Source organism: Pseudaminobacter soli (ex Zhang et al. 2022), from assembly GCF_014595955.1.
GTDB classification, from domain to species: domain Bacteria; phylum Pseudomonadota; class Alphaproteobacteria; order Rhizobiales; family Rhizobiaceae; genus Kumtagia; species Kumtagia pseudosoli.
The window spans coordinates 44,039-62,725 of the sequence record NZ_JABVCF010000011.1 but is presented as its reverse complement, the minus strand read 5'-3'; the positions used below and the strand labels follow the sequence as shown (position 1 = coordinate 62,725).

At 64.9% G+C, this 18,687-nt stretch carries 17 protein-coding genes; 9 read left to right on the top strand and 8 right to left on the bottom strand.

Annotated features, from left to right (window positions below; translation table 11 throughout):
- Positions 1 to 91: 91 nt before the first annotated feature.
- Positions 92 to 277, top strand: a complete 186-nt coding sequence (locus HUI96_RS19825; protein WP_188256425.1) for a DUF1059 domain-containing protein — start codon at positions 92 to 94, stop codon at positions 275 to 277.
- Here HUI96_RS19825 and HUI96_RS19820 read toward each other — a convergent pair.
- From HUI96_RS19820 to HUI96_RS19810, 3 genes are read right to left on the bottom strand one after another with little or no spacing between them, the layout of a single operon-like run.
- Positions 274 to 1,551 (bottom strand): CCA tRNA nucleotidyltransferase, encoded by a 1,278-nt coding sequence (locus tag HUI96_RS19820; RefSeq protein ID WP_188256424.1) that lies wholly within the window; start codon positions 1,549 to 1,551, stop codon positions 274 to 276. The two genes, HUI96_RS19825 and HUI96_RS19820, sit on opposite strands and share 4 nt — an antisense overlap.
- Positions 1,548 to 2,183 carry a CoA pyrophosphatase gene (locus HUI96_RS19815; protein WP_188256588.1) on the bottom strand — a complete coding sequence of 212 codons (636 nt, stop codon included), beginning with the start codon at positions 2,181 to 2,183 and terminating at the stop codon, positions 1,548 to 1,550. The genes HUI96_RS19820 and HUI96_RS19815 overlap by 4 nt, the downstream gene beginning before the upstream one ends.
- A gap of 1 nt (position 2,184) precedes the next feature.
- The gene (locus HUI96_RS19810) at positions 2,185 to 2,814 is read right to left on the bottom strand and encodes a DUF1285 domain-containing protein (protein WP_237684257.1); all 630 of its coding nucleotides are present in this window, start codon (positions 2,812 to 2,814) and stop codon (positions 2,185 to 2,187) included.
- A gap of 144 nt (positions 2,815 to 2,958) precedes the next feature.
- Here HUI96_RS19810 and HUI96_RS19805 point away from each other — a divergent pair, with 144 nt between their 5' ends.
- Genes HUI96_RS19805 through HUI96_RS19785 form a run of 5 tightly spaced genes read left to right on the top strand, consistent with a single transcriptional unit; the run spans position 2,959 to position 10,200 of the window.
- Positions 2,959 to 3,963 carry an AAA family ATPase gene (locus HUI96_RS19805; protein ID WP_188256422.1) on the top strand — a complete coding sequence of 335 codons (1,005 nt, stop codon included), beginning with the start codon at positions 2,959 to 2,961 and terminating at the stop codon, positions 3,961 to 3,963.
- Entirely contained in the window at positions 3,963 to 4,880 is a 918-nt protein-coding gene (locus HUI96_RS19800; protein ID WP_188256421.1) for a DUF58 domain-containing protein, read from the top strand. The genes HUI96_RS19805 and HUI96_RS19800 overlap by 1 nt, the downstream gene beginning before the upstream one ends.
- Positions 4,877 to 7,714, top strand: coding sequence for a DUF4159 domain-containing protein (locus tag HUI96_RS19795; RefSeq protein WP_188256420.1), 2,838 nt, complete (start codon positions 4,877 to 4,879; stop codon positions 7,712 to 7,714). Before HUI96_RS19800 ends, HUI96_RS19795 begins: the two co-directional genes overlap by 4 nt.
- 58 nt (positions 7,715 to 7,772) lie before the next feature.
- A complete protein-coding gene (locus tag HUI96_RS19790) occupies positions 7,773 to 9,839 on the top strand; it encodes a hypothetical protein (RefSeq protein ID WP_188256419.1) in 2,067 nt (688 codons plus the stop codon).
- A gap of 4 nt (positions 9,840 to 9,843) precedes the next feature.
- Entirely contained in the window at positions 9,844 to 10,200 is a 357-nt protein-coding gene (locus tag HUI96_RS19785) for a cupin domain-containing protein (protein WP_188256418.1), read from the top strand.
- 2 nt (positions 10,201 to 10,202) lie between these two features.
- Here the strand turns inward: HUI96_RS19785 and clpS are convergent, their stop codons facing one another.
- Complete coding sequence (gene clpS, locus HUI96_RS19780) at positions 10,203 to 10,508, bottom strand: ATP-dependent Clp protease adapter ClpS (protein ID WP_188256417.1); 306 nt, start codon at positions 10,506 to 10,508, stop codon at positions 10,203 to 10,205.
- Positions 10,509 to 10,697: 189 nt separating this feature from the next.
- Between clpS and HUI96_RS19775 the strand changes: the two genes are divergently transcribed.
- Positions 10,698 to 11,177 (top strand): pyridoxamine 5'-phosphate oxidase family protein, encoded by a 480-nt coding sequence (locus HUI96_RS19775; RefSeq protein ID WP_188256416.1) that lies wholly within the window; start codon positions 10,698 to 10,700, stop codon positions 11,175 to 11,177.
- Positions 11,178 to 11,235: 58 nt separating this feature from the next.
- Here the strand turns inward: HUI96_RS19775 and HUI96_RS19770 are convergent, their stop codons facing one another.
- From HUI96_RS19770 to HUI96_RS19755, 4 genes are all read right to left on the bottom strand, one after another.
- Positions 11,236 to 11,865 (bottom strand): alpha/beta family hydrolase, encoded by a 630-nt coding sequence (locus HUI96_RS19770; protein ID WP_188256415.1) that lies wholly within the window; start codon positions 11,863 to 11,865, stop codon positions 11,236 to 11,238.
- 9 nt (positions 11,866 to 11,874) lie between these two features.
- Complete coding sequence (gene choV, locus HUI96_RS19765) at positions 11,875 to 13,056, bottom strand: choline ABC transporter ATP-binding protein (protein WP_188256414.1); 1,182 nt, start codon at positions 13,054 to 13,056, stop codon at positions 11,875 to 11,877.
- Positions 13,053 to 13,907 carry a choline ABC transporter permease subunit gene (gene choW / locus HUI96_RS19760; protein ID WP_188256413.1) on the bottom strand — a complete coding sequence of 285 codons (855 nt, stop codon included), beginning with the start codon at positions 13,905 to 13,907 and terminating at the stop codon, positions 13,053 to 13,055. The genes choV and choW overlap by 4 nt, the downstream gene beginning before the upstream one ends.
- A 154-nt stretch (positions 13,908 to 14,061) precedes the next feature.
- Entirely contained in the window at positions 14,062 to 15,009 is a 948-nt protein-coding gene (locus HUI96_RS19755; RefSeq protein WP_188256412.1) for a choline ABC transporter substrate-binding protein, read from the bottom strand.
- A 496-nt stretch (positions 15,010 to 15,505) separates the two neighbouring features.
- Here HUI96_RS19755 and HUI96_RS19750 point away from each other — a divergent pair, with 496 nt between their 5' ends.
- Together HUI96_RS19750 and HUI96_RS19745 are read left to right on the top strand one after the other, a co-directional pair.
- Entirely contained in the window at positions 15,506 to 16,672 is a 1,167-nt protein-coding gene (locus HUI96_RS19750) for a DUF2333 family protein (protein WP_188256411.1), read from the top strand.
- A gap of 293 nt (positions 16,673 to 16,965) precedes the next feature.
- On the top strand, positions 16,966 to 18,645 hold the full coding sequence (locus HUI96_RS19745; protein ID WP_188256410.1) for a formate--tetrahydrofolate ligase: 1,680 nt from the start codon (positions 16,966 to 16,968) through the stop codon (positions 18,643 to 18,645).
- The last annotated feature ends 42 nt before the right edge of the window (positions 18,646 to 18,687 follow it).

Genomic DNA, 18,687 nt, shown 5'->3' with positions numbered 1-18,687 from the left:
GGGAGCGCAGAACTCGTTCTTCCCGGCGCCGATAAAACAACTATGTGCTATGCTCCATCCTCGAGGAAACAAACCAGGAAGGAGAAGCCCAATGAAAGAGTTTCAGTGCGGATCGCTTGTTCCGGGTTGTGACTGGCATACCCGCCATCCCGAAGAGGCGGAAGTGATGCGCCGCGCCGTCGAGCACCTGCGGCAGACACACGGCGAAAAGGAAATTCGTGAGACCATGATCGAGGCGATCCGCTCGCGCATCGAGACGGTACGCGACGCCGCCTAGGCGCCCTCGCCCTTCAGGATCTTCGCGGCGCGCTCCAGCAGGGCGTCGCGGCCGAGCACGAAACCCGAATCCACCCACGCGCTCTCGATCTGTCGAAGCAGGGTGCCCATCCCAGGACCATCCGCTGCTCCCAGTGACTTCAGATCGCCCCCCTTGACCGGGAAGGTCGGGCGCTCCCAGGTCTCGGCTACCTTCAGCAGCCGCTGATAGGCGCCCGCTTCCATCAACGCCACGGTGTCGCCAACCGCGCGCCCACGCGCCGAAACCAGCGCCAGCCGAAGCCGGTCCCTGACGGCCTCCGGATCGCTCACGTAGAGCGCCTTCCTCAATGACAGCTCGGTCGTGGTGGCTGCAACCGGCGGCGTCGATGCCCACCGCGTGAGGCGAGCGGCCTCTGCCTTGGAGAAACGCAACCGCTCGGCCATCGCAGCCAGCCTTTCGGCATCGGGAGGCACCATCGCTTCCAGCCGAAGCAAGGGATCCGGCGGCCATCCGAGATCCCGCTCCGCGCCGATAAGCGGCTGGACGGCATCGATCCCCCATTTCTCCGTTTCGGGGAGAATGCGTGTGAGCACGCCGGTCTGGCGCATCCACAAGAGCGCGCGTCCCGGATCAGGTGCGGAGAGAAGCTTCTTCGTCTCGGTCCAGACCCGTTCTGCCGAAAGACCGTCCAATCCCTCCTTGAGACGCGCGCAGGCCCGAAGCCCATCGGCATCGGGGCGACCCGACCCGTACCAAGCGAAGAATCGGAAGAAGCGCAGGATGCGCAGATAGTCCTCGCGGATGCGCCGCTCAGCATCGCCGATGAAGCGGATGGTGCCGGAACGGATGTCCTCGACCCCGCCGACAAGGTCCACTACGGTGCCGTCCGGCTCGGCGTAGAGCCCATTGATGGTGAAATCGCGCCGTTCCGCATCTGCCGGCCAGTCACGGCCGAAAACAACTCTTGCCCGGCGCCCATCAGTTTCGACATCCGCCCGCAGCGTCGTCACTTCGTGAGGGACTCCTGCCACGATCACCGTGATGGTGCCGTGATCGGCCCCGGTCGGCACGGCCTTGAATCCGGCGGCCTCGGCGCGCCGCGTCGTTTCGTCCGGAACCGTGGTCGTCGCTATATCGATGTCGGTGACCGGCACGCCCATGAGGGCGTTGCGCACCGCGCCACCCGCGATCCGCGCCTCTTCACCGCCCTCTCGCAGCACGGCGAGCAGTTTTTGCAGGTGCGGGTCGGGGAGCCAGTCTGCGCGCCCGGCAAGGGAGACGGCATCGCTCACGCGTACAGCCTTTCGTATAGCGTGCGGATGATGCCCGCGGTCACGCCCCAGATCCGGCGGCCCTCAAACGGCATGTCGTAGTAGAACCATTCCTGGTCGCCCCAGAAACGGCTGGCGCGGCCGTGGTTGGCCGGATCCATGAGGAAGGCCAGCGGCACTTCGAAGGCGTCGTCCACCTCGTCGCGGTTGAGCGTCAGCAGGAACCCCGGCCTGACGACCGAGAGCACGGGTACGATGCGATAGCCGCTGCCGGCGACGTAGTCCGGCATGCGCCCGACGATCTCCACATGTTCCGAGCCGAGGCCCACCTCCTCCTCGGCTTCGCGAAGAGCCGCCTGCTCCGGCGATCCGTCTTCGGGATCGATCCGGCCGCCGGGAAATGCGACCTGGCCGGTGTGGCTGCGCAGCGTCTCGGCCCGCTTGGTGAGCAACATCGTGGCGGTGTCTCCGTGATCGACTACGGGGATCAGCACCGCAGCGTCGCGCAATCGATCGTGCTGAATCAGCCGCGCATGGCCGGGATTGAAGCGATGGTCGCCGTCATGCTCCGGGTGAGCGAGGAAGTTCTCCTGGCGCGCGGCCCGGCGCCTGAAATCCTCGACCGTGAAGAGCCTGGCGTCCGGCGCTCGCATGTCAGCCACTCAGGCTCGCCAGGCGTTCGGCCGCCATGATCGGGTAGATCTGTCCGTGCGAGCGCACGGCGAACATGGGCGTTCCGTCGACCTCGATCTCCTCGCCATGTTCGACAAGCTCGTACATGACCGCTCGCGCCACCAGCGCCTCGAGCCGGCCGCGAACCAGCACGTAGGGCTTCAGCCCGCCCGTCTCGGGCTCGTCGACGAAACGCAGCGGACGGTCCGGCCCCACCTCGACCACATCGCCGACATTGGTCCGGAAGGTGATCACCTTGGCCTCGCCCCCGCCCGAGATGTGCATTTCGACGGCTACGAACGGCGCGTCCTGGACGCGGATGCCGACCTTCTCGACCGGTGTAACGAGATAGGTCTTGCCGTCCTCGTCCTTTCGCAACACCGTCGAGAACAGTTGCACCAGCGGCATGCGGCCGATCGGCGTGCCCAGATAGAACCACGTGCCGTCGGCCCTGATCTCCATGTCCAAGTCACCGCAAAAGGGCGGATTCCATTTCTCGACGGGCGGAAGGCCCTTTCCTGAGCGCGCGGCTCGTGAGATGAGAGCCGACAATCCGGCTGCGTCGCCGGCCTGGCTCAACTCTTGCGTCGTTTGGTCTCCAGTGCTTTGCATGGTCACGAAATAGTCACTGTTCTTTCGCTTGTCAGCCGGGTGGGCTGATTTAAGTTCGCTGTGTTTGAAGTCTAATGTGCGGGCCGGATTTGTGATCCCCTCCATCGCCTCATGGGTCCGCTTCTATGAGAGGACCGAGGCTGAATGAGCGCCATCATCAAGGATCTAGGCCTCAGCGAACGGGAAATGGTCGCCGAAGCCGAGAAGGCGCTGAGCGACATCTCTCGGATTCGAGAGGGCGTTGGTCGCGTCATATTCGGCCAGGAGAGTGTTGTCGAGCGCACGCTGGTGGCGCTTCTGGCGGGCGGCCACGCGCTGCTGGTCGGCGTGCCCGGCCTCGCCAAGACCAAGCTGGTGGATACGCTCGGCACGGTGCTCGGCCTCGATGACCGCCGCATCCAGTTCACGCCCGACCTGATGCCGTCGGACATCCTGGGCTCCGAGGTGATGGAGCAGGACGAGCACGGCCGTCGTTCCTTTCGTTTCATTCCAGGACCGATCTTCGCCCAGTTGCTGATGGCCGACGAGATCAACCGCGCCAGCCCGCGCACGCAGTCGGCGCTGCTGCAGTCCATGCAGGAGTACCACGTCACCGTTGCGGGCGTGCGCCACGACCTCCCCTCGCCTTTCCACGTGCTCGCAACGCAGAATCCGCTGGAGCAGGAAGGCACCTATCCCCTACCTGAAGCGCAACTCGACCGCTTCCTGATGCAGATCGATATCCTCTATCCGGAGCTCGAGGCCGAACGCCGCATCCTGCTGGAGACCACCGGCGTGGAGGAAGCGAGCGCCGTTAACGTGCTGAACCCCGAACGGTTGAAGGAGATCCAGCACTTGATCCGCCGCATGCCGGTCCCCGAAAGCGTCGTCGAGGCGATCCTGAACCTCGTTCGCTCGGCCCGTCCTGGCCAGGGAGTCGCCGAGACCGACAAACACGTCGCCTGGGGTCCCGGTCCGCGCGCCAGCCAGGCGCTGACGCTCTGCGCCCGCGCTCGCGCCCTCTACGAGGGCCGGCTCGCCCCTTCCGTCGACGACGTCAAGGCGCTCGCCGAGCCGGTGATGCAGCACCGCATGGCGCTCACCTTCGCGGCGCGCGCCGAGGGCATGAGCGTCCGCGACGTCATAGCGCGCCTGGTGAAAGTCATCTGATGGCGCGTGTCGGCGAGGCTTCGGCACCGGTCGGCGCACGCGACGCCCTTGCCCGCGCCCGTGAGCGCGCGGCACTCGTGCCGGACTTGCTGATCGAGGCCCGCCGGGTCGTGAACACGGTGATCAGCGGCTGGCATGGCCGGCGCAAGCGTGGGATCGGCGAGAATTTCTGGCAGTTCCGTCCCTATGTCGAGGGAGAGTCCTTGTCCCGCATCGACTGGCGCCGCTCCGCGCGCGACGATCATACCTATGTCCGCGATCAGGAGTGGGAAGCGGCGCATACGGTGTGGCTGTGGTCCGACCCGTCCCCGTCGATGCTCTACAAATCTTCGGCCGCGCTTGTTTCCAAGGAATGGCGGGCGCTGGTCCTCGTCCTTGCGATCGCGGAGCTTCTGTCGCGCAGCGGCGAGCGGATCGCCTGGCCCGGCCTCACCGATCCGATCACGGCGAGGAATGGGGCGGAGAGGATAGGCGCACTGCTGAGCCATGCCCCGGTCATGTCCGGGCGCCCTGACCTGTCGCAGGTCCGGCGCTTTTCCGATGTCGTGATCGCCAGCGATTTCCTCGATCCGGTGGACGAGATCCGCGGCTGGCTCGACACGCTGGCCCGCCGCAGCGTGCGGGCGCACCTCATTGAGATCGCCGATCCCGCGGAGGAGAGTTTCCCCTATTCCGGCCGCACCGAATTCACCGACCCAGAGTCCGGCGACAAGTTGATCGCCGGACGTGCCGAACTTTTGGGCGAGGACTACCGCCGTATCTACACGGCCCGCCGTGAGGAACTTGGCGCCTGGTGCCGGCGTCTCGGCTGGAGCTACACCGTCAATCACACCGACCGTCCCGCTTCGGAGGCGCTCGTCAGCGTTCATCTGGCGATGTCGGCCGACGCCGGCTACGCAGCGGGAGTGCGGGGATGAGTTGGCTGCCGCTCTCCTTCGGTTTTCCGGCGATCCTGTGGGGGCTGCTTGCGCTGCCGGTCATCTGGTGGCTGCTGCGGCTCACCCCGCCCAGGCCGCAGACCGAGGTGTTCCCACCGCTGCGCATTCTCGCCCAGGTGCTGCGGCGGGAGGAGACGCCGCACCAGAGCCCATGGTGGCTGACGCTGCTGAGGCTGCTGATGGCCGCCCTGGTGATCCTCGCGCTGGCCGAGCCGATCTTCAATCCGCGCGAGCGTGTCGAGACCGGCGGCCAGGGCATAGCGATCGTCATGGACAATGGCTGGGCCAGCGCCCCGGATTGGGACCGCCGTGTCGCCACCGCGGAACGGCTGATCGCCGATGCGGCTGCGACCGGAGGGCCGGTGCTGCTGGCCTTCACGGCGGAGAAGCCGAATGCCGAGATCGGGCCGTTCGACGCCGAGGGTGCGCGCAATCGTCTGCGGGCTGCCAAGCCGCGGCCGATCCCGACCGACCGTCCGGCCGTCTACGCGCGCGTCGCGGAGGCGATGCGCGCCCTGCCCGGCGCGAGCGTCGCGGTGCTGGCCGACGGGCTTGCCGCGCCTTCCGACGAAGCTGCATTCACGAGACTGTTCTCCGGCGTGAGCGCGCCGGTGGTCTGGGCTGTTCCCGACCGCCTGTCGATGCTTGGCCTCACCGCCACCGAAAACGGCGTTGACGGGTTTAGGTTGACGGCGATCCGTCCGGCGGGGGACATCGCTCCCCGCCAGGTGACCGCGGGCGCCTTCGACGATCGCGGCCGCCGCATCGCCGATGCGACTTTGAGCTTCGCCGCCGGCGAAACAACCGCTACCGGAACGATGCAGGTGCCGTTCGAGCTTCGTAACGACTTTTCCGCGGTCGCAATCGACGGCGAGAACCAGGCCGCGGCCGTGCGCGTGCTGGACGAGAGCGCCAAGCGCCGCCGTGTCGGGCTGATCTCGCAGTCTGAGGCCGATCAGGCACAGCCACTGCTTTCGCCGCTCTACTACATACGCCACGCGCTCGAGCCCTTCGCCGATCTCGTGGAGACCAGCAATCCCGACCTGGCGGTGTCCATCCCGGACCTGATCGCGCAGAAACCGGCCATGATCGTCATGGCGGACGTCGGGACCATTCCGCATGCCGCCCACGCACAGCTTCTCGACTGGGTGAAGAAGGGCGGCACCCTGGTGCGCTTCGCCGGGTCGCGGCTGGCGGCGGCGGAACCCGATCCGGACCTTCTGCCGGTGCGGCTGCGCACGGGTGAGCGGGCTCTCGGCGGCACTCTGTCCTGGACCGAGCCACAGCCCGTCGCCGAATTCCCGCCGAACGGTCCGTTCAGCGACCTGACCCCGCCGAACGAAGTGACGGTAACCCGGCAGGTGCTCGCCGAGCCGTCGGCCGACATCCTGGAGCGGACCTGGGCCAGCCTCGCCGACGGCACGCCGCTGGTCACCGGCGACAAGCGCGAGAACGGCACGGTCGCGCTCTTCCACACAACGCCGCAGGCGACATGGTCGAACCTGCCTATTTCGGGTACATTCGTGGAGATGCTGCGCCGGCTGGTCCAACTGTCCCGCAATCAGGGCACAATCGCCCCGAATGCCGAAGGACGCGCGGCGACGTTGGCGCCCTACCGCATGATCGCCGCCAACGGCGCGCTCGTTCCGCCCACGCCAGATGCCCGCCCGCTGGAGATCCGCGGTACCCGAGCGCCTGTCACCATCGAGAACCCGCCCGGCCTCTATGGCACCGAGGACGGCGTCTATGCCCACAACCTGCTCGCGGCGGACAGCACTTTTGCGCCTTTGTCGAGGCCGCAAATCGCATCGCAGGTCAAGGAACTGCATTACGCCCTGGACGAGTCCAGGGATCTGAAGGCGCCCCTACTCGCGGCAGCACTGGCGCTTATGGTGCTCGACACACTGGCCGTCTTCTGGATGGGCGGCGCGTTTTCGCGTCGGCGGTGGATCTCTCCGAGGTCTGGCGGGACAGTCGCAGCAGTGCTCCTGTCGATCGGTCTGCTCGCCCACTTCGCAGAGCCGGCGCTCGCCCAGAATGTCTCGAGCGACGCCAAGCCAGGCGACGTAGAAGCGATCCAGGCTGTCTCGGTCACCCACCTTGCCTATGTGATCACCGGCGAGAGCAGCGTGGATTCGGTCAGCAAGGCCGGGCTCACCGGCCTCGCTCGCTACATCACCGAAAAGACCGCGCTCGAGCCTGGCCAGCCCGTCGGCGTGGACATCGCCAAGGACGAACTCGCCTTCTATCCGCTGATCTATTGGCCGATCGATCCCGCAGCGCCCATGCCGTCGGAAGACGCGATAGCCCGGATCGACGCCTACATGCGCAATGGCGGGACGGTTCTGTTCGACACCCGTGACCAGTATGCCAGCGGCATCGACAATGGCGCCGCCAGCCCGGCCACGCAGCGGCTTCGAGACATCCTCGGCAACCTCAACGTGCCGCCGCTCGAGCCGGTGCCCGAGGATCACGTGCTGACGAAGGCCTTCTACATCATGCCCGAGTTTCCCGGCCGCTACAGCGGCGGGCCCCTCTGGGTGGAGGCGTCGCTGGACGCCAGCAACACCGACAAGCGTCCCGTTCGCACCGGCGACGGCGTGAGCCCGATCATGATCACCTCGAACGACTTCGCCGGAGCCTGGGCGATCGACGACGGCGGCAACTTCATGCTCCCCACCGTACCGTCCGATCCGATGCAGCGGATCTACGCGCTGCGCGCCGGCATCAACATCGTCATGTACATGCTTACCGGCAACTACAAGTCCGACCAGGTGCATGTGCCGATCCTCCTGGAGCGGTTGGGGCAGTGAGTCGGATCGGATATTTTCCCGGGGGCAATCAATCGCGAACTGACCAGGTGCCCACCCCATGAACTGGTCCATCGCCTTCGAGCCCCTGCTGCCATGGATGTGGCTCGCCATCATCCTGTTCCCGATCGCGCTGCTTGCGCTGGCCGGGCTGTGGCTGCGCCAGCGCGGATCGCTGCTCAGGCTGGCCGCGCTTGCGGCGCTCGCGGCCGCAATCATCAACCCCGTGTTCCTGGACGAGGAGCGCGATCCGCTGAAGAGTGTCGTCGCCCTAGTCGTCGACCGCAGCCAGAGCCAGGAGATCGGCGACAGGACGAGCCAGACTGACCAGGCGCTGGCGGGAATGCAGGAGCGGCTTGCCCGCTTCAAGCAGTTCGAGGTGCGGGTGGTCGAGGCCGGAAAGGCCAACTCGGCAGACGATCGCACCGAAACGCGCCTTTTCGGCGCGCTCGAAGGTGCCTTCCGCGACGTGCCTCCCTCGCGAATGGGCGGAGCGCTGATGATCACGGACGGCCAGGTCCACGACATACCCAAGGACGCGTCGGGCATCGGCGCGCCGGTCCACGCGCTTATCACCGGCCATGAAGGCGAGATGGACCGCCGGATCCGCTTTGAGAACGCGCCGCGTTTCGGCATCGTCGGCAAGCCGGTCGACATGACCTACAGGGTGCTCGCTACCGGCGGCGAGACAGGAATGGTGGACGTTCATGTCTCGATCAACGGCCATCCTCTGTCGGTGGAGCGAGCAGAGATCGGCCGCGAAATGCGGCTGTCGATCGACATCCCCAATGCGGGGCGCAACATCGTTGAGCTGGCCATCGCCCCGGTTGAAGGCGAACTGACTGACATTAATAATCGGGCCGTCGCACTGGTCGACGGCATACGCGAGAACCTGCGAGTACTGCTGGTGTCAGGCGAGCCGCATGCCGGCGAGCGGACCTGGCGCAACCTGCTCAAGTCCGACGCCTCGGTCGACCTCGTCCATTTCACCATCCTGCGCCCACCGGAGAAGCAGGACGGCACGCCGATCAATGAGCTCTCGCTGATCGCCTTCCCAACGCGCGAGTTGTTCGTGGAGAAGATCCACGAGTTCGATCTCATCATCTTCGATCGCTACCAGCACCGCGACGTGCTGCCGATCCTCTACTACGACTACATCGCCGAATATGTGGAACAGGGCGGCGCGCTGCTGATCGCGGCGGGACCGGAATATGCCGGCGAGGCCTCGATCGCGCGCACGCCCTTGATGTCAGCCCTCCCGGGCCTGCCGAACGGCCAAGTGCTGGAGCAGGCCTTCTACCCGCGCCTGACCGAGACCGGAAAGCGCCACCCGGTGACCCGCGGCCTTGAGGGCTCGGCCTTCGAACCGCCGCACTGGAGCCGCTGGTTCCGCCTGATCGGTGTCGATCAGCCCGACGGCATGGCGGTCATGAAGGGTCCCGACGACCGACCCCTGCTCCTGCTCAACCGCAAGGGTGAGGGACGGGTCGGCATGTTCCTCTCCGACCAGGGCTGGCTGTGGGCACGCGGCTTCGAGGGCGGCGGGCCGCATGTGGCGCTCTACCGCCGCATCGCCCACTGGTTGATGAAAGAGCCGGAACTCGAGGAGGAGCGCCTGACCGCCGACGGGCGAGGCATGATCCTCGACATTCGCCGCCAGAGCATGAGCGACGATCCCGGCCCGGCCACCGTCACCACGCCCTCGGGCAAGACCGTCACGGTTCCGCTCACGCCTGCCGATCCCGGACTCTTCCTTGGCAGCGTCGAGACGCGGGAGATCGGGCTCTATCAGGTCAACAATGGCGATCTGTCGGCACTGGCCCATATCGGCCCGGTCAACGCGCCCGAGTTCGCGGACGTCGTGTCCACCGAGAATGTCCTGCAGCCGGCGGCGGACGCGACGGGCGGCAGCGTACGTCGCCTCGAAGGCATGACCGGTGTCTCGCTGCCGTCCATCGTGCCGGTGCGCGGCCAGGCAGACGCCTCGGGGCGCGACTGGATCGGTCTGCGCACCACCAACGACAGCGTCCTGAAGTCTGTCTCGCGCGTGCCGCTGTTCGGCGGATTCTTCGGCCTCGCGCTGCTGCTGCTCGCACTCGGCAGCATGTGGTATCGCGAGGGGAGATAGGCCCATGATGGACTGGAGCGCGGTCGAAGAGCAGACGCCGATCCCCGGCTTCCACGGCAAGGTGCTGCATACCGATTCCATGAGCTTCGTTCTCTGGCGGATCGATGCGGGCGCCTCGCTGCCCGAGCACCGTCATGTCCACGAGCAGGTCATCCACATGCTGGACGGGACCTTCGAAGCGACGGTGGACGGCCGCACGGAGACGCTCCACGCCGGAATGGTCTCCGCGATCCCGTCCAACGCGCTGCACTCGGGGCGGGCGCTGACCGACTGCCGCATACTCGACGCCTTCTCGCCCGTGCGCGAGGACTACCGCCACGGCCTGACATCCGGGGTGATCAGCGGCGTTTCGAAGGGCTGAGTCTACTCTTCCGGCTCAGTGGTGAACCGCAGCGGATAGCCCTTGGCCTTGCCGGCGTCGGTCGCCCGCGTCGCCTTGGTCTCCGCGACATCCTTCGGGAATACCGCGACCACGCACACGCCCTTTCGATGGGCGGTGATCATCACACGGTAAGCCTGATCCTCGGACAGCCGGAACTCAGCCTTCAGCACCCGCACAACGAATTCGCGCGGGGTGAAGTCGTCGTTGAGCAGGATGACCTTGTGCAGCTTCGGACGCTCGACCTGGGGCCGGGTATCGGTCCTCGGCTTGACGATGGTTTCAGGCATCGTGGCGCCTATCATGGGCAAGGATATTGCCACTGACACCGGCCAGGGTCCACCTCACCCGGTTCTGGGCGATGCTACACGACGCTTCCCCTCATTCGGCCGGTTCCCCGCCACGGCTTCAGACCGCTGGAACCTGATGCGCCCGTGCCAGTTCCGCTTGGGCACTTCCCGAGACCCGAGGAGACTTTCATGGCCAGCGATACTGACCCCGAACGCGTCTGGAACCTGATGGAGAAGATCGGCTTCTGCATGCTCGCCACCCGCGACGGCGAGGACATCCGGGCGCGGCCAATGGCGGCCCATGTCGAACCGGCGGAGAATGCCGTCTATTTCTTGACGGACGTGAAGGATCACAAGGACGACGAGATCAACGCGGAGTCGCACGTGTGCCTCGCCTTCGCCGACGCGGGCGACCAGAAGTATGTCTCGGTGACCGGCGTGGCGACTGTGCGGAACGACCGCGCCAAGATCCGCGATCTGTTCTCGGCTCCCGCAAAAGCCTGGTGGGACAGTTCCGAGGATCCGTCCATCCGCCTCCTCAAGGTCGTGCCCAAGGACGCGCAGTACTGGGACAGCCCCGGCACGGTCGTTTCCTATGTGAAGATGCTCGCGGCAGCCATCGGCGACTCACGTCCGGACATGGGCGACAACGCAAAGGTCCGTATGTAGGGTAGCATCGCCGGCGCTGCCCGGCGGAACGGCCCCTGGCGCCGGGGCCGCTTCTGCATCAGCGCGACGCGAAAGCGGCGACCGCGCTGGCGGTGTCCTCCTGATTTGTCCTCAAGGTCAGGGGCTTGCGCGGCTTGAAGTCGTGGTCGCCATCATCGAGCCAATGCACCGTGATCGAGGCCGGCAGGCCGTAGCCTGCCACCTCCTCTTGCGTGCCGAAGGGGTCGCGCGTTCCCTGACACATCAGGGTCGGGACGGACAGTTCCTTGAGATGGCCGGTGCGGAGCTTCTCCGGCTGACCAGGCGGATGGAACGGATAGCCGAGGCAGACGAGGCCGGCGATCCGCTCTTCCGCGAAGAGCCGGCCGGCGACCATGCTTGCTACGCGCCCGCCCAGCGACTTGCCGCCAATGAACAGCTTGCCCCTTACCTCGCCTTGGTTCGAAAGCGCCTCAACGGCTGCGAGATACTCGCCGGTGATGCTTTCGGCCCGGGGCGGCGGCTTCCGCTGGCCCTGGCGGCGGGCTGCCATGTAGCCGAATTCGAAACGCGCAACGCGGATTCCTTGGGCGGCAAAAAGCGCCGCCATGTCGTTCATCCAGCCAGAATCCATCGGTGCGCCCGCGCCATGGGCGAGAAGGAGGGTGCATTGCACGCCCTCCGGCCCATCCATGAGGAACGAAGGCATCGGACCGGATCAGCGCCTCAGCACGGCGCTCAAGACGTCGCGGATGCCGATGGCGCCGACAAAGCGCGACTGGTCATCAAGCAGCGCGACCGGCGCCGTCTGTGAGCGATGTATGGCAAGCATGACTGTCTTCAGCGGCGTGCCGGGGTTCGCCCAGAATACCTGTGCCGCCTCCTCGGATTGGCGTTCCACATCGGCGCAGGACACCCACACCGCCGGCTTGCCGTTCCGCTCTGCCGCGGCAACCAACCCGTCACTATCGATCTTGAAGCGAGTGGTGCGGCGTCGGTCGAGCCAGGTCCAGCCGCCCTCCTCCGTCTCTAGATCGCGGCGGTCGCGCATGATGTTCCAGGCGGTCAGCACCGACAGCGGGTTCACATTGGCGATGAAGTCGCGGACATAGGAGTTGGCAGGATTGAGCACGATGTCCTCCGGCGCGCCGGATTGCACGATGCGCCCGCCCTCCATGATGGTGATCGCGTTGCCGATCTTCAGCGCTTCTTCCAGGTCATGGCTGACGAAGATAATCGTCTTCTTGAGCCTCTTCTGAAGCTGGAGAAGCTCGTCCTGGAGCTTGGTGCGGATCAGCGGATCGAGGGCCGAGAAGGGTTCGTCCATCAACAGGATCGGCGCCTCGGTCGCGAACGCTCGGGCAAGCCCGACGCGCTGCTGCATCCCCCCGGACAACTCGTGCGCGTATTTCTTGGCCCACTGGTCGAGATGAACGAGTTCCAGTTGTTTCTTGACACGGGCCTGCCGTTCCCTTTCAGGAACACCGGCAAGCTCCAGACCGAAGCCGACATTCTCCTCCACGGTGCGCCAAGGGAGGAGGCCGAACTGCTGGAAAACCATCGCCACCTGATGCTGCCGAAGGCGCCGCAGCGTGGCATCGTCGCAGGTCACGACGTCGACCTGCCGGCCGTCTTCCTTCACCAGAACCTGGCCGCGTGAAACGACGTTGAGACGGTTGACCGCCCTCAGCAGGGTCGACTTGCCGGATCCGGACAGGCCCATCAGAACCGATATCTCGCCTTCCTTGATGGTGAGGTTGGCCCCGGCGCAGCCGAGCACGTTCCCAGTCTTCGCCAGGATCTCCTCGCGGGTAGCGCCCTGATCGATCATCTCGAGCGCCCGGGCCGGGTTCTCGCCGAAGACGATGTCGACGTTGCGGAATTCGACGGCGGGGATCATTTCTTCTCTCCCACGCCCATGCGGGTCATGCGGTCGAGCATGATCGCAAGGATCACGATGGCGAAGCCGGCTTCGAGCCCGAGTGGTATGTTGACCGTGTTGAGCGCCCGCACAACCGGCTTGCCCAAGCCATTGGCGCCAATGAGCGCCGCGATCACCACCATGGAGAGGCAAAGCATGATGCATTGTGTCAGCCCCGCCATGATGGTGGGCAGAGCCGCAGGCAATTCGACTTTCCAGAGCAGTTGCCGCTTGGTGGCGCCGAACGCGGCGCCCGCCTCCAGCATGGGCTTCGGCACCGAAGTGATGCCGAGATGGGTCAGGCGGATCGGCGCCGGCGCGGCGAAGATGACGGTGACGATGAGACCCGGCGCGACGCCAAGGCCGAACAGGATCAGCACGGGGATCAGGTAGACGAAAGTCGGCATGGTCTGCATCAAATCCAGCACCGGCTGGACCACGCGCCACGTGCGCTCGTTATGCGCGGTCCAGATGCCGAGCGGAATGCCAATCGCCATGGAGGCCGCGGCCGAGGCGACCACCAGCACGAGGGTCTCGACCGTCTCCTTCCAGAGGTTCTGGTTGATGATGAAGAGAAGGCCGATCAGCACCGCCAGCGCGAGCTTCCACGACCGCTGCAGATACCAGGCGAGCGCGGCGAGCAGCGCGGCGAGCAAGACCGGCGGGGCGACGAGCAGAAAACTGATCAGGCTGTTGAGGACGTAGGTTACACTCTCGGCGATTGAATCGAAGAACCACTCAAAATTGGTGGTTAGGAAATCGAAGAAGACCTTGCCCCAGCGCCCAATCGGCACCTTGAAGCTGGCTATCCATCCTGAGATCGGATCCACACTACCCCCTCAGCCGTTTCTTGTGGCGGCCTGAGCCGCGCGATTGCCCGGTGCCGACTAGGCGAGGGTTGCCAGGGTTGCAAGCCATCGCTCCAGTCTTTCCGGGAAGGAAGGCCGGTGGGCGCAATCGCGCCCGCCGGATCGTCGGTCTCGATCAGCCGCCGAGCGCGGTCTTCACCGCTGCCAAGCCATCGTCGCCGTCGAAAGTCGTGACGCCTTCGAGCCACGGCGCGACCGTATCGGGATTGGCCTGCAGCCACTCCTTGGCGGCGGCTTTCGGATCCTTGCCGTCGTTCAGGATACCGCCCATCATCTCGTTCTCCATCTTCAGCGTGAAGACAAGGTTGGAAAGGAACTTTCCGACGTTCGGGCACTCCGACGGATAGCCGGTGCGGACGTTGGTGTGCACCGTGGCGCCACCGAAATTCGGCCCGAACACCTCGTCACCGCCCGAGAGATAGGCCATGTCGATGTTTGCGTTCATCGGATGCGGCTCCCAACCGAGGAAGACGACGTCTTCCTTGTTGGACGCCGCCTTCTGGACCGCCGAGAGCATGCCGGCCTCGGAGCTCTCGACCAGTTCGAAGCCGCCGAGTTCGAACTTGTTGTCGGAGATCATATCAAGGATCAGGCGGTTTCCGTCATTGCCCGCCTCTATCCCGTAAATTTTTCCGCCCAGCTTGTCCTTGAACTTGGCGATGTCGGAAAAATCCTTCAGGCCGCCTTCATAGGTATGTTTCGGCACGGCGAGCGTGTACTTCGCACCTTCCAGATTGGTCTTGATCGACTCGACCGACTTGTTCTCCAGGTAAGGCTTGATGTCGGCTTCCTGGGTCGGCATCCAGTTGCCGAGGAAGACGTCGATGTCCTTGGACGCGAGTGAGGTGTAGGTGACCGGCACCGAGAGCACCTGGACGTCCGGTGTGTAGCCCAGAGCCTCGAGAATCACCGAAGCGGTCGCCGTTGTAGCCGTGACATCTGTCCAGCCCACATCGGCGAACTTCACGGCTTTGCAGCTTTCGGGATCGGCGGCAAAGGCCGGCCCTGCTGCGAGCAGGGCTGCAAATCCTGCCGACAGCGCAATGTTCTTTATAGGTGTCATTCTTGGTGCTCTCTCCAACACGATCATCGCGCAATAGGGAAGTTCCCGCGCGGGCAGGCCGCCAGCCAAACACCAATTTTAAATGGATTCAAGCGGCGATGAACGCCAAAGGTGTGTCAAAAGGCACCTTTGCGCGCTCGTTCCTCTCCAAGGCTGCGTCTTCATTCGTTGGAACCACTGCGCAGCTTGGCTGCATCTGGTCCGACACGCTCGAGTTGGCCGATCGCTAGCAGTTGACACTCTGCGCATAGGCACCCGCGAATCCGGCATCCAGGCGTCGGATTGGACCGACGCCTGACGGCTAGATCCGTCCGCGCCTTCGAACACCGCCTTCTCCAAGACCCTTCGCAACTGGAAACGGCAAGAGCTTCCCTTGCCTATGTTGTGGAGCGGCTAAAGACGACATATCTGAGGACGGGGCGGCGCTGCCCAGCCGCTTTACGGGTTGTACGATTGACGACACCCGGCGGCATCGCACGAGGGGAATGACTTCGCCATGCTCGACCCGATCGTGAGCTTCTTCACCCGGTTGTTTCAGATGATCGGCCGAGGCATCGGGGTCCTGGTGAGCGTCATCCTGTGGCCGTTCATGTGGTTGGGGCGCTGGTATGGCGAGCGGGGCTGGATCCTGAAAGGGATCGTTGGACTGATCCTTGCCGTGCTTGTTGGGACCTACGGCTATTTCTTCTACGTCACACAGGTCTGGACCAATTTCGACCCCGACTATCCGAGCCAAATACCGGCAGGCAGCGCGCCACCCCAGGCAGCGAACGTAGTGGCGGGCGATCCGATCTCAACGGGAGCGTCCAATGGCGCCGCGGCCGGCACCAACGCGCAGGCCGATCCCAACGCGCAGACCTGCAAGCGCTCCGAGATCGCCGCCGTTTCGGCCTATCTCGTCGACTTCAACGTCAACCAGAATGCCTGGATCTCCTCAATGCTGGTGTCGAAGCTTGGTTTCTTCGGCATTCCCTGGCGCAATACGCCCTTCTTCGACAACAAGGCTGCATTCCAGCTCGGCATCAATCAGGTGATGCGCCGCACGACCACCGAACTTGTCGACACCCTGGGCCGAACCCGCGGCACCTCGCGGATCGACCAGAACCTGCAGGACGCACGCACGGCGCTCGCCTGGAACGAGGACGCCTGGTACATCGGCCTGCGCGGCCCAACGCGCCCGACGCCCAGCGTCTATCGGGAAGCGATCACAAAACTTCGGGCATTCAACGACAGCCTGGAAAGATGTCAGGCCACGTTCGACGCGCGAGCCGACAATCTGCAACTCTTCCTGGATCGCATAGCAGGCGACATCGGCTCGACCTCCGACATTCTGCGCGGCCAGATCGAGGCCTCCGACGCCGGCTGGTTCGACCCGCGCGCCGACGACCGGTTCTGGTTCACCTACGGCCAGCTCTATGCCTACTACGGCATCTTGCATGCCACCCAGGATGATTTTTCTGCCATCATCCGCGAGCGCAATCTGACTGCCCTGTGGGACACCTTGCAGCAGCAGATGCGGGGCGCGCTCAACATGCAGCCCTGGATTATCTCCAACGGCAACGAATCCAGCTTCATCTTCCCCTCGCATTTGGCGACGATGGGCTTCAACCTGCTGCGCGCTCGCTCCCAGATCGTGGAGATCCGACAGGTGCTGGATCGGTGATGGCGATCGCAGCGGGGCACCTCTGTCGCAATCGGTGCATCGCGCGCCTATTTTGAGACTGCGGCGTTTGCGCGCTAAGGGTTTTATCCCGACCGGAAATTCCCGACATCACTGCCGTTCGGCAATGAGGGCTCGCTCCGACACGTATTCTTCACATGAAACTATTTTGCATGTGGTTGACGCTTTCGGGACCCGGGCGCTAGGATCGGCCGACCCTAGGGGGAATGTCTGGATTAGGGGGCGGTCGGTGCGCCGTCTGCCTTGAGCACCTGTTGTCTGAAGGGAAACGCCGTATGGCCGAGTTCAAAACTGACATCGAGATCGCCCGCGCGGCGAAGAAGAAACCGATCCAGGAGGTCGGCGCCAAGATCGGCATTCCGTCGGAGCATCTCCTGCCCTATGGGCACGACAAGGCGAAGATCGCGGCCGAGTTCATCAAGTCGAAGCAGGGCGAGAAGGACGGCAAGCTCATCCTCGTCACCGCCATCAACCCGACCCCGGCCGGCGAGGGCAAGACGACCACCACCGTCGGCCTCGGCGACGGCCTGAACCGGATCGGCAAGAAGGCGATCACCTGCATCCGCGAAGCCTCCCTGGGTCCGAACTTCGGCGTGAAGGGCGGTGCGGCCGGCGGCGGCTATGCCCAGGTCGTTCCGATGGAGGACATGAACCTCCACTTCACGGGCGACTTCCACGCCATCACCACCGCGCACAACCTTCTGTCGGCGCTGATCGACAACCACATCTACTGGGGCAACGAGCAGGGCATCGACATCCGTCGCGTTGCCTGGCGCCGCGTCATGGACATGAACGACCGGGCGCTTAGGCAGATCACCTGCTCGCTCGGCGGCGTCGCGAACGGCTATCCACGCGAGGCCGGCTTCGACATCACCGTGGCCTCGGAGGTCATGGCGATCCTCTGCCTGGCCACCGACCTGGAGGACCTGGAAAAGCGCCTCGGCGACATCATCGTCGCCTACCGCCGCGACAAGAGCCCGGTCTACGCTCGTGACCTCAAGGCCGACGGCGCAATGGCGGTGCTGCTCAAGGACGCGATCCAGCCGAACCTCGTGCAGACGCTCGAGAACAACCCGGCCTTCGTGCACGGCGGCCCCTTCGCCAACATTGCGCATGGCTGCAACTCGGTGGTAGCGACCACCACCGCGCTGAAGCTAGCGGACTATGTGGTGACCGAAGCCGGTTTCGGCGCCGACCTGGGTGCCGAGAAATTCTTCGACATCAAGTGCCGCAAGGCCGGCCTCAAGCCTGCCGCGGCAGTCATCGTCGCCACCGTGCGCGCGCTGAAGATGAACGGCGGCGTCAAGAAGGAAGACCTTGGCAAGGAGGATGTCGAGGCCGTCCGCAAGGGCTGCGCCAATCTCGGCCGCCATGTCGAGAACGTGAAGCAGTTCGGCGTACCGGCGGTGGTTGCGATCAACCACTTCCATTCCGACACCGAGGCCGAGATCCAGGCTGTGAAGGATTACGTCCGCTCGCTCGGCGAGGACGCGATCCTCTGCAAGCACTGGGCGCACGGCTCTGCCGGCGTCGAGGAACTCGCTCACAAGGTCGTCCAACTGGCCGAATCCGGCGCTTCGCAATTCGCTCCGCTTTATCCGGACGACATGAAGCTGTTCGACAAGGTCAACACGATCGTGAAGCGCATCTACCGTGGTTCGGAGGCGATCGCCGACAAGAGCGTGCGCGACCAGCTTCACCAGTGGGAACAGCAAGGCTACGGCCACCTGCCGGTCTGCATGGCGAAGACTCAGTACTCGTTCTCGACCGACCCGAACCTGCGCGGCGCGCCCACCGATCACGTTGTGCCGGTGCGCGAGGTCAGGCTGTCGGCCGGCGCGGGCTTCGTCGTGGCTATCTGCGGAGAGATCATGACCATGCCCGGCCTGCCAAAGGCGCCCTCGTCGGAGAAGATCTTCCTCAACGATCTGGGTCAGATCGAAGGCCTGTTCTAAGCCTCACACTGAACTCTCAAATAAGGGCCGCCCTGCTCCCCT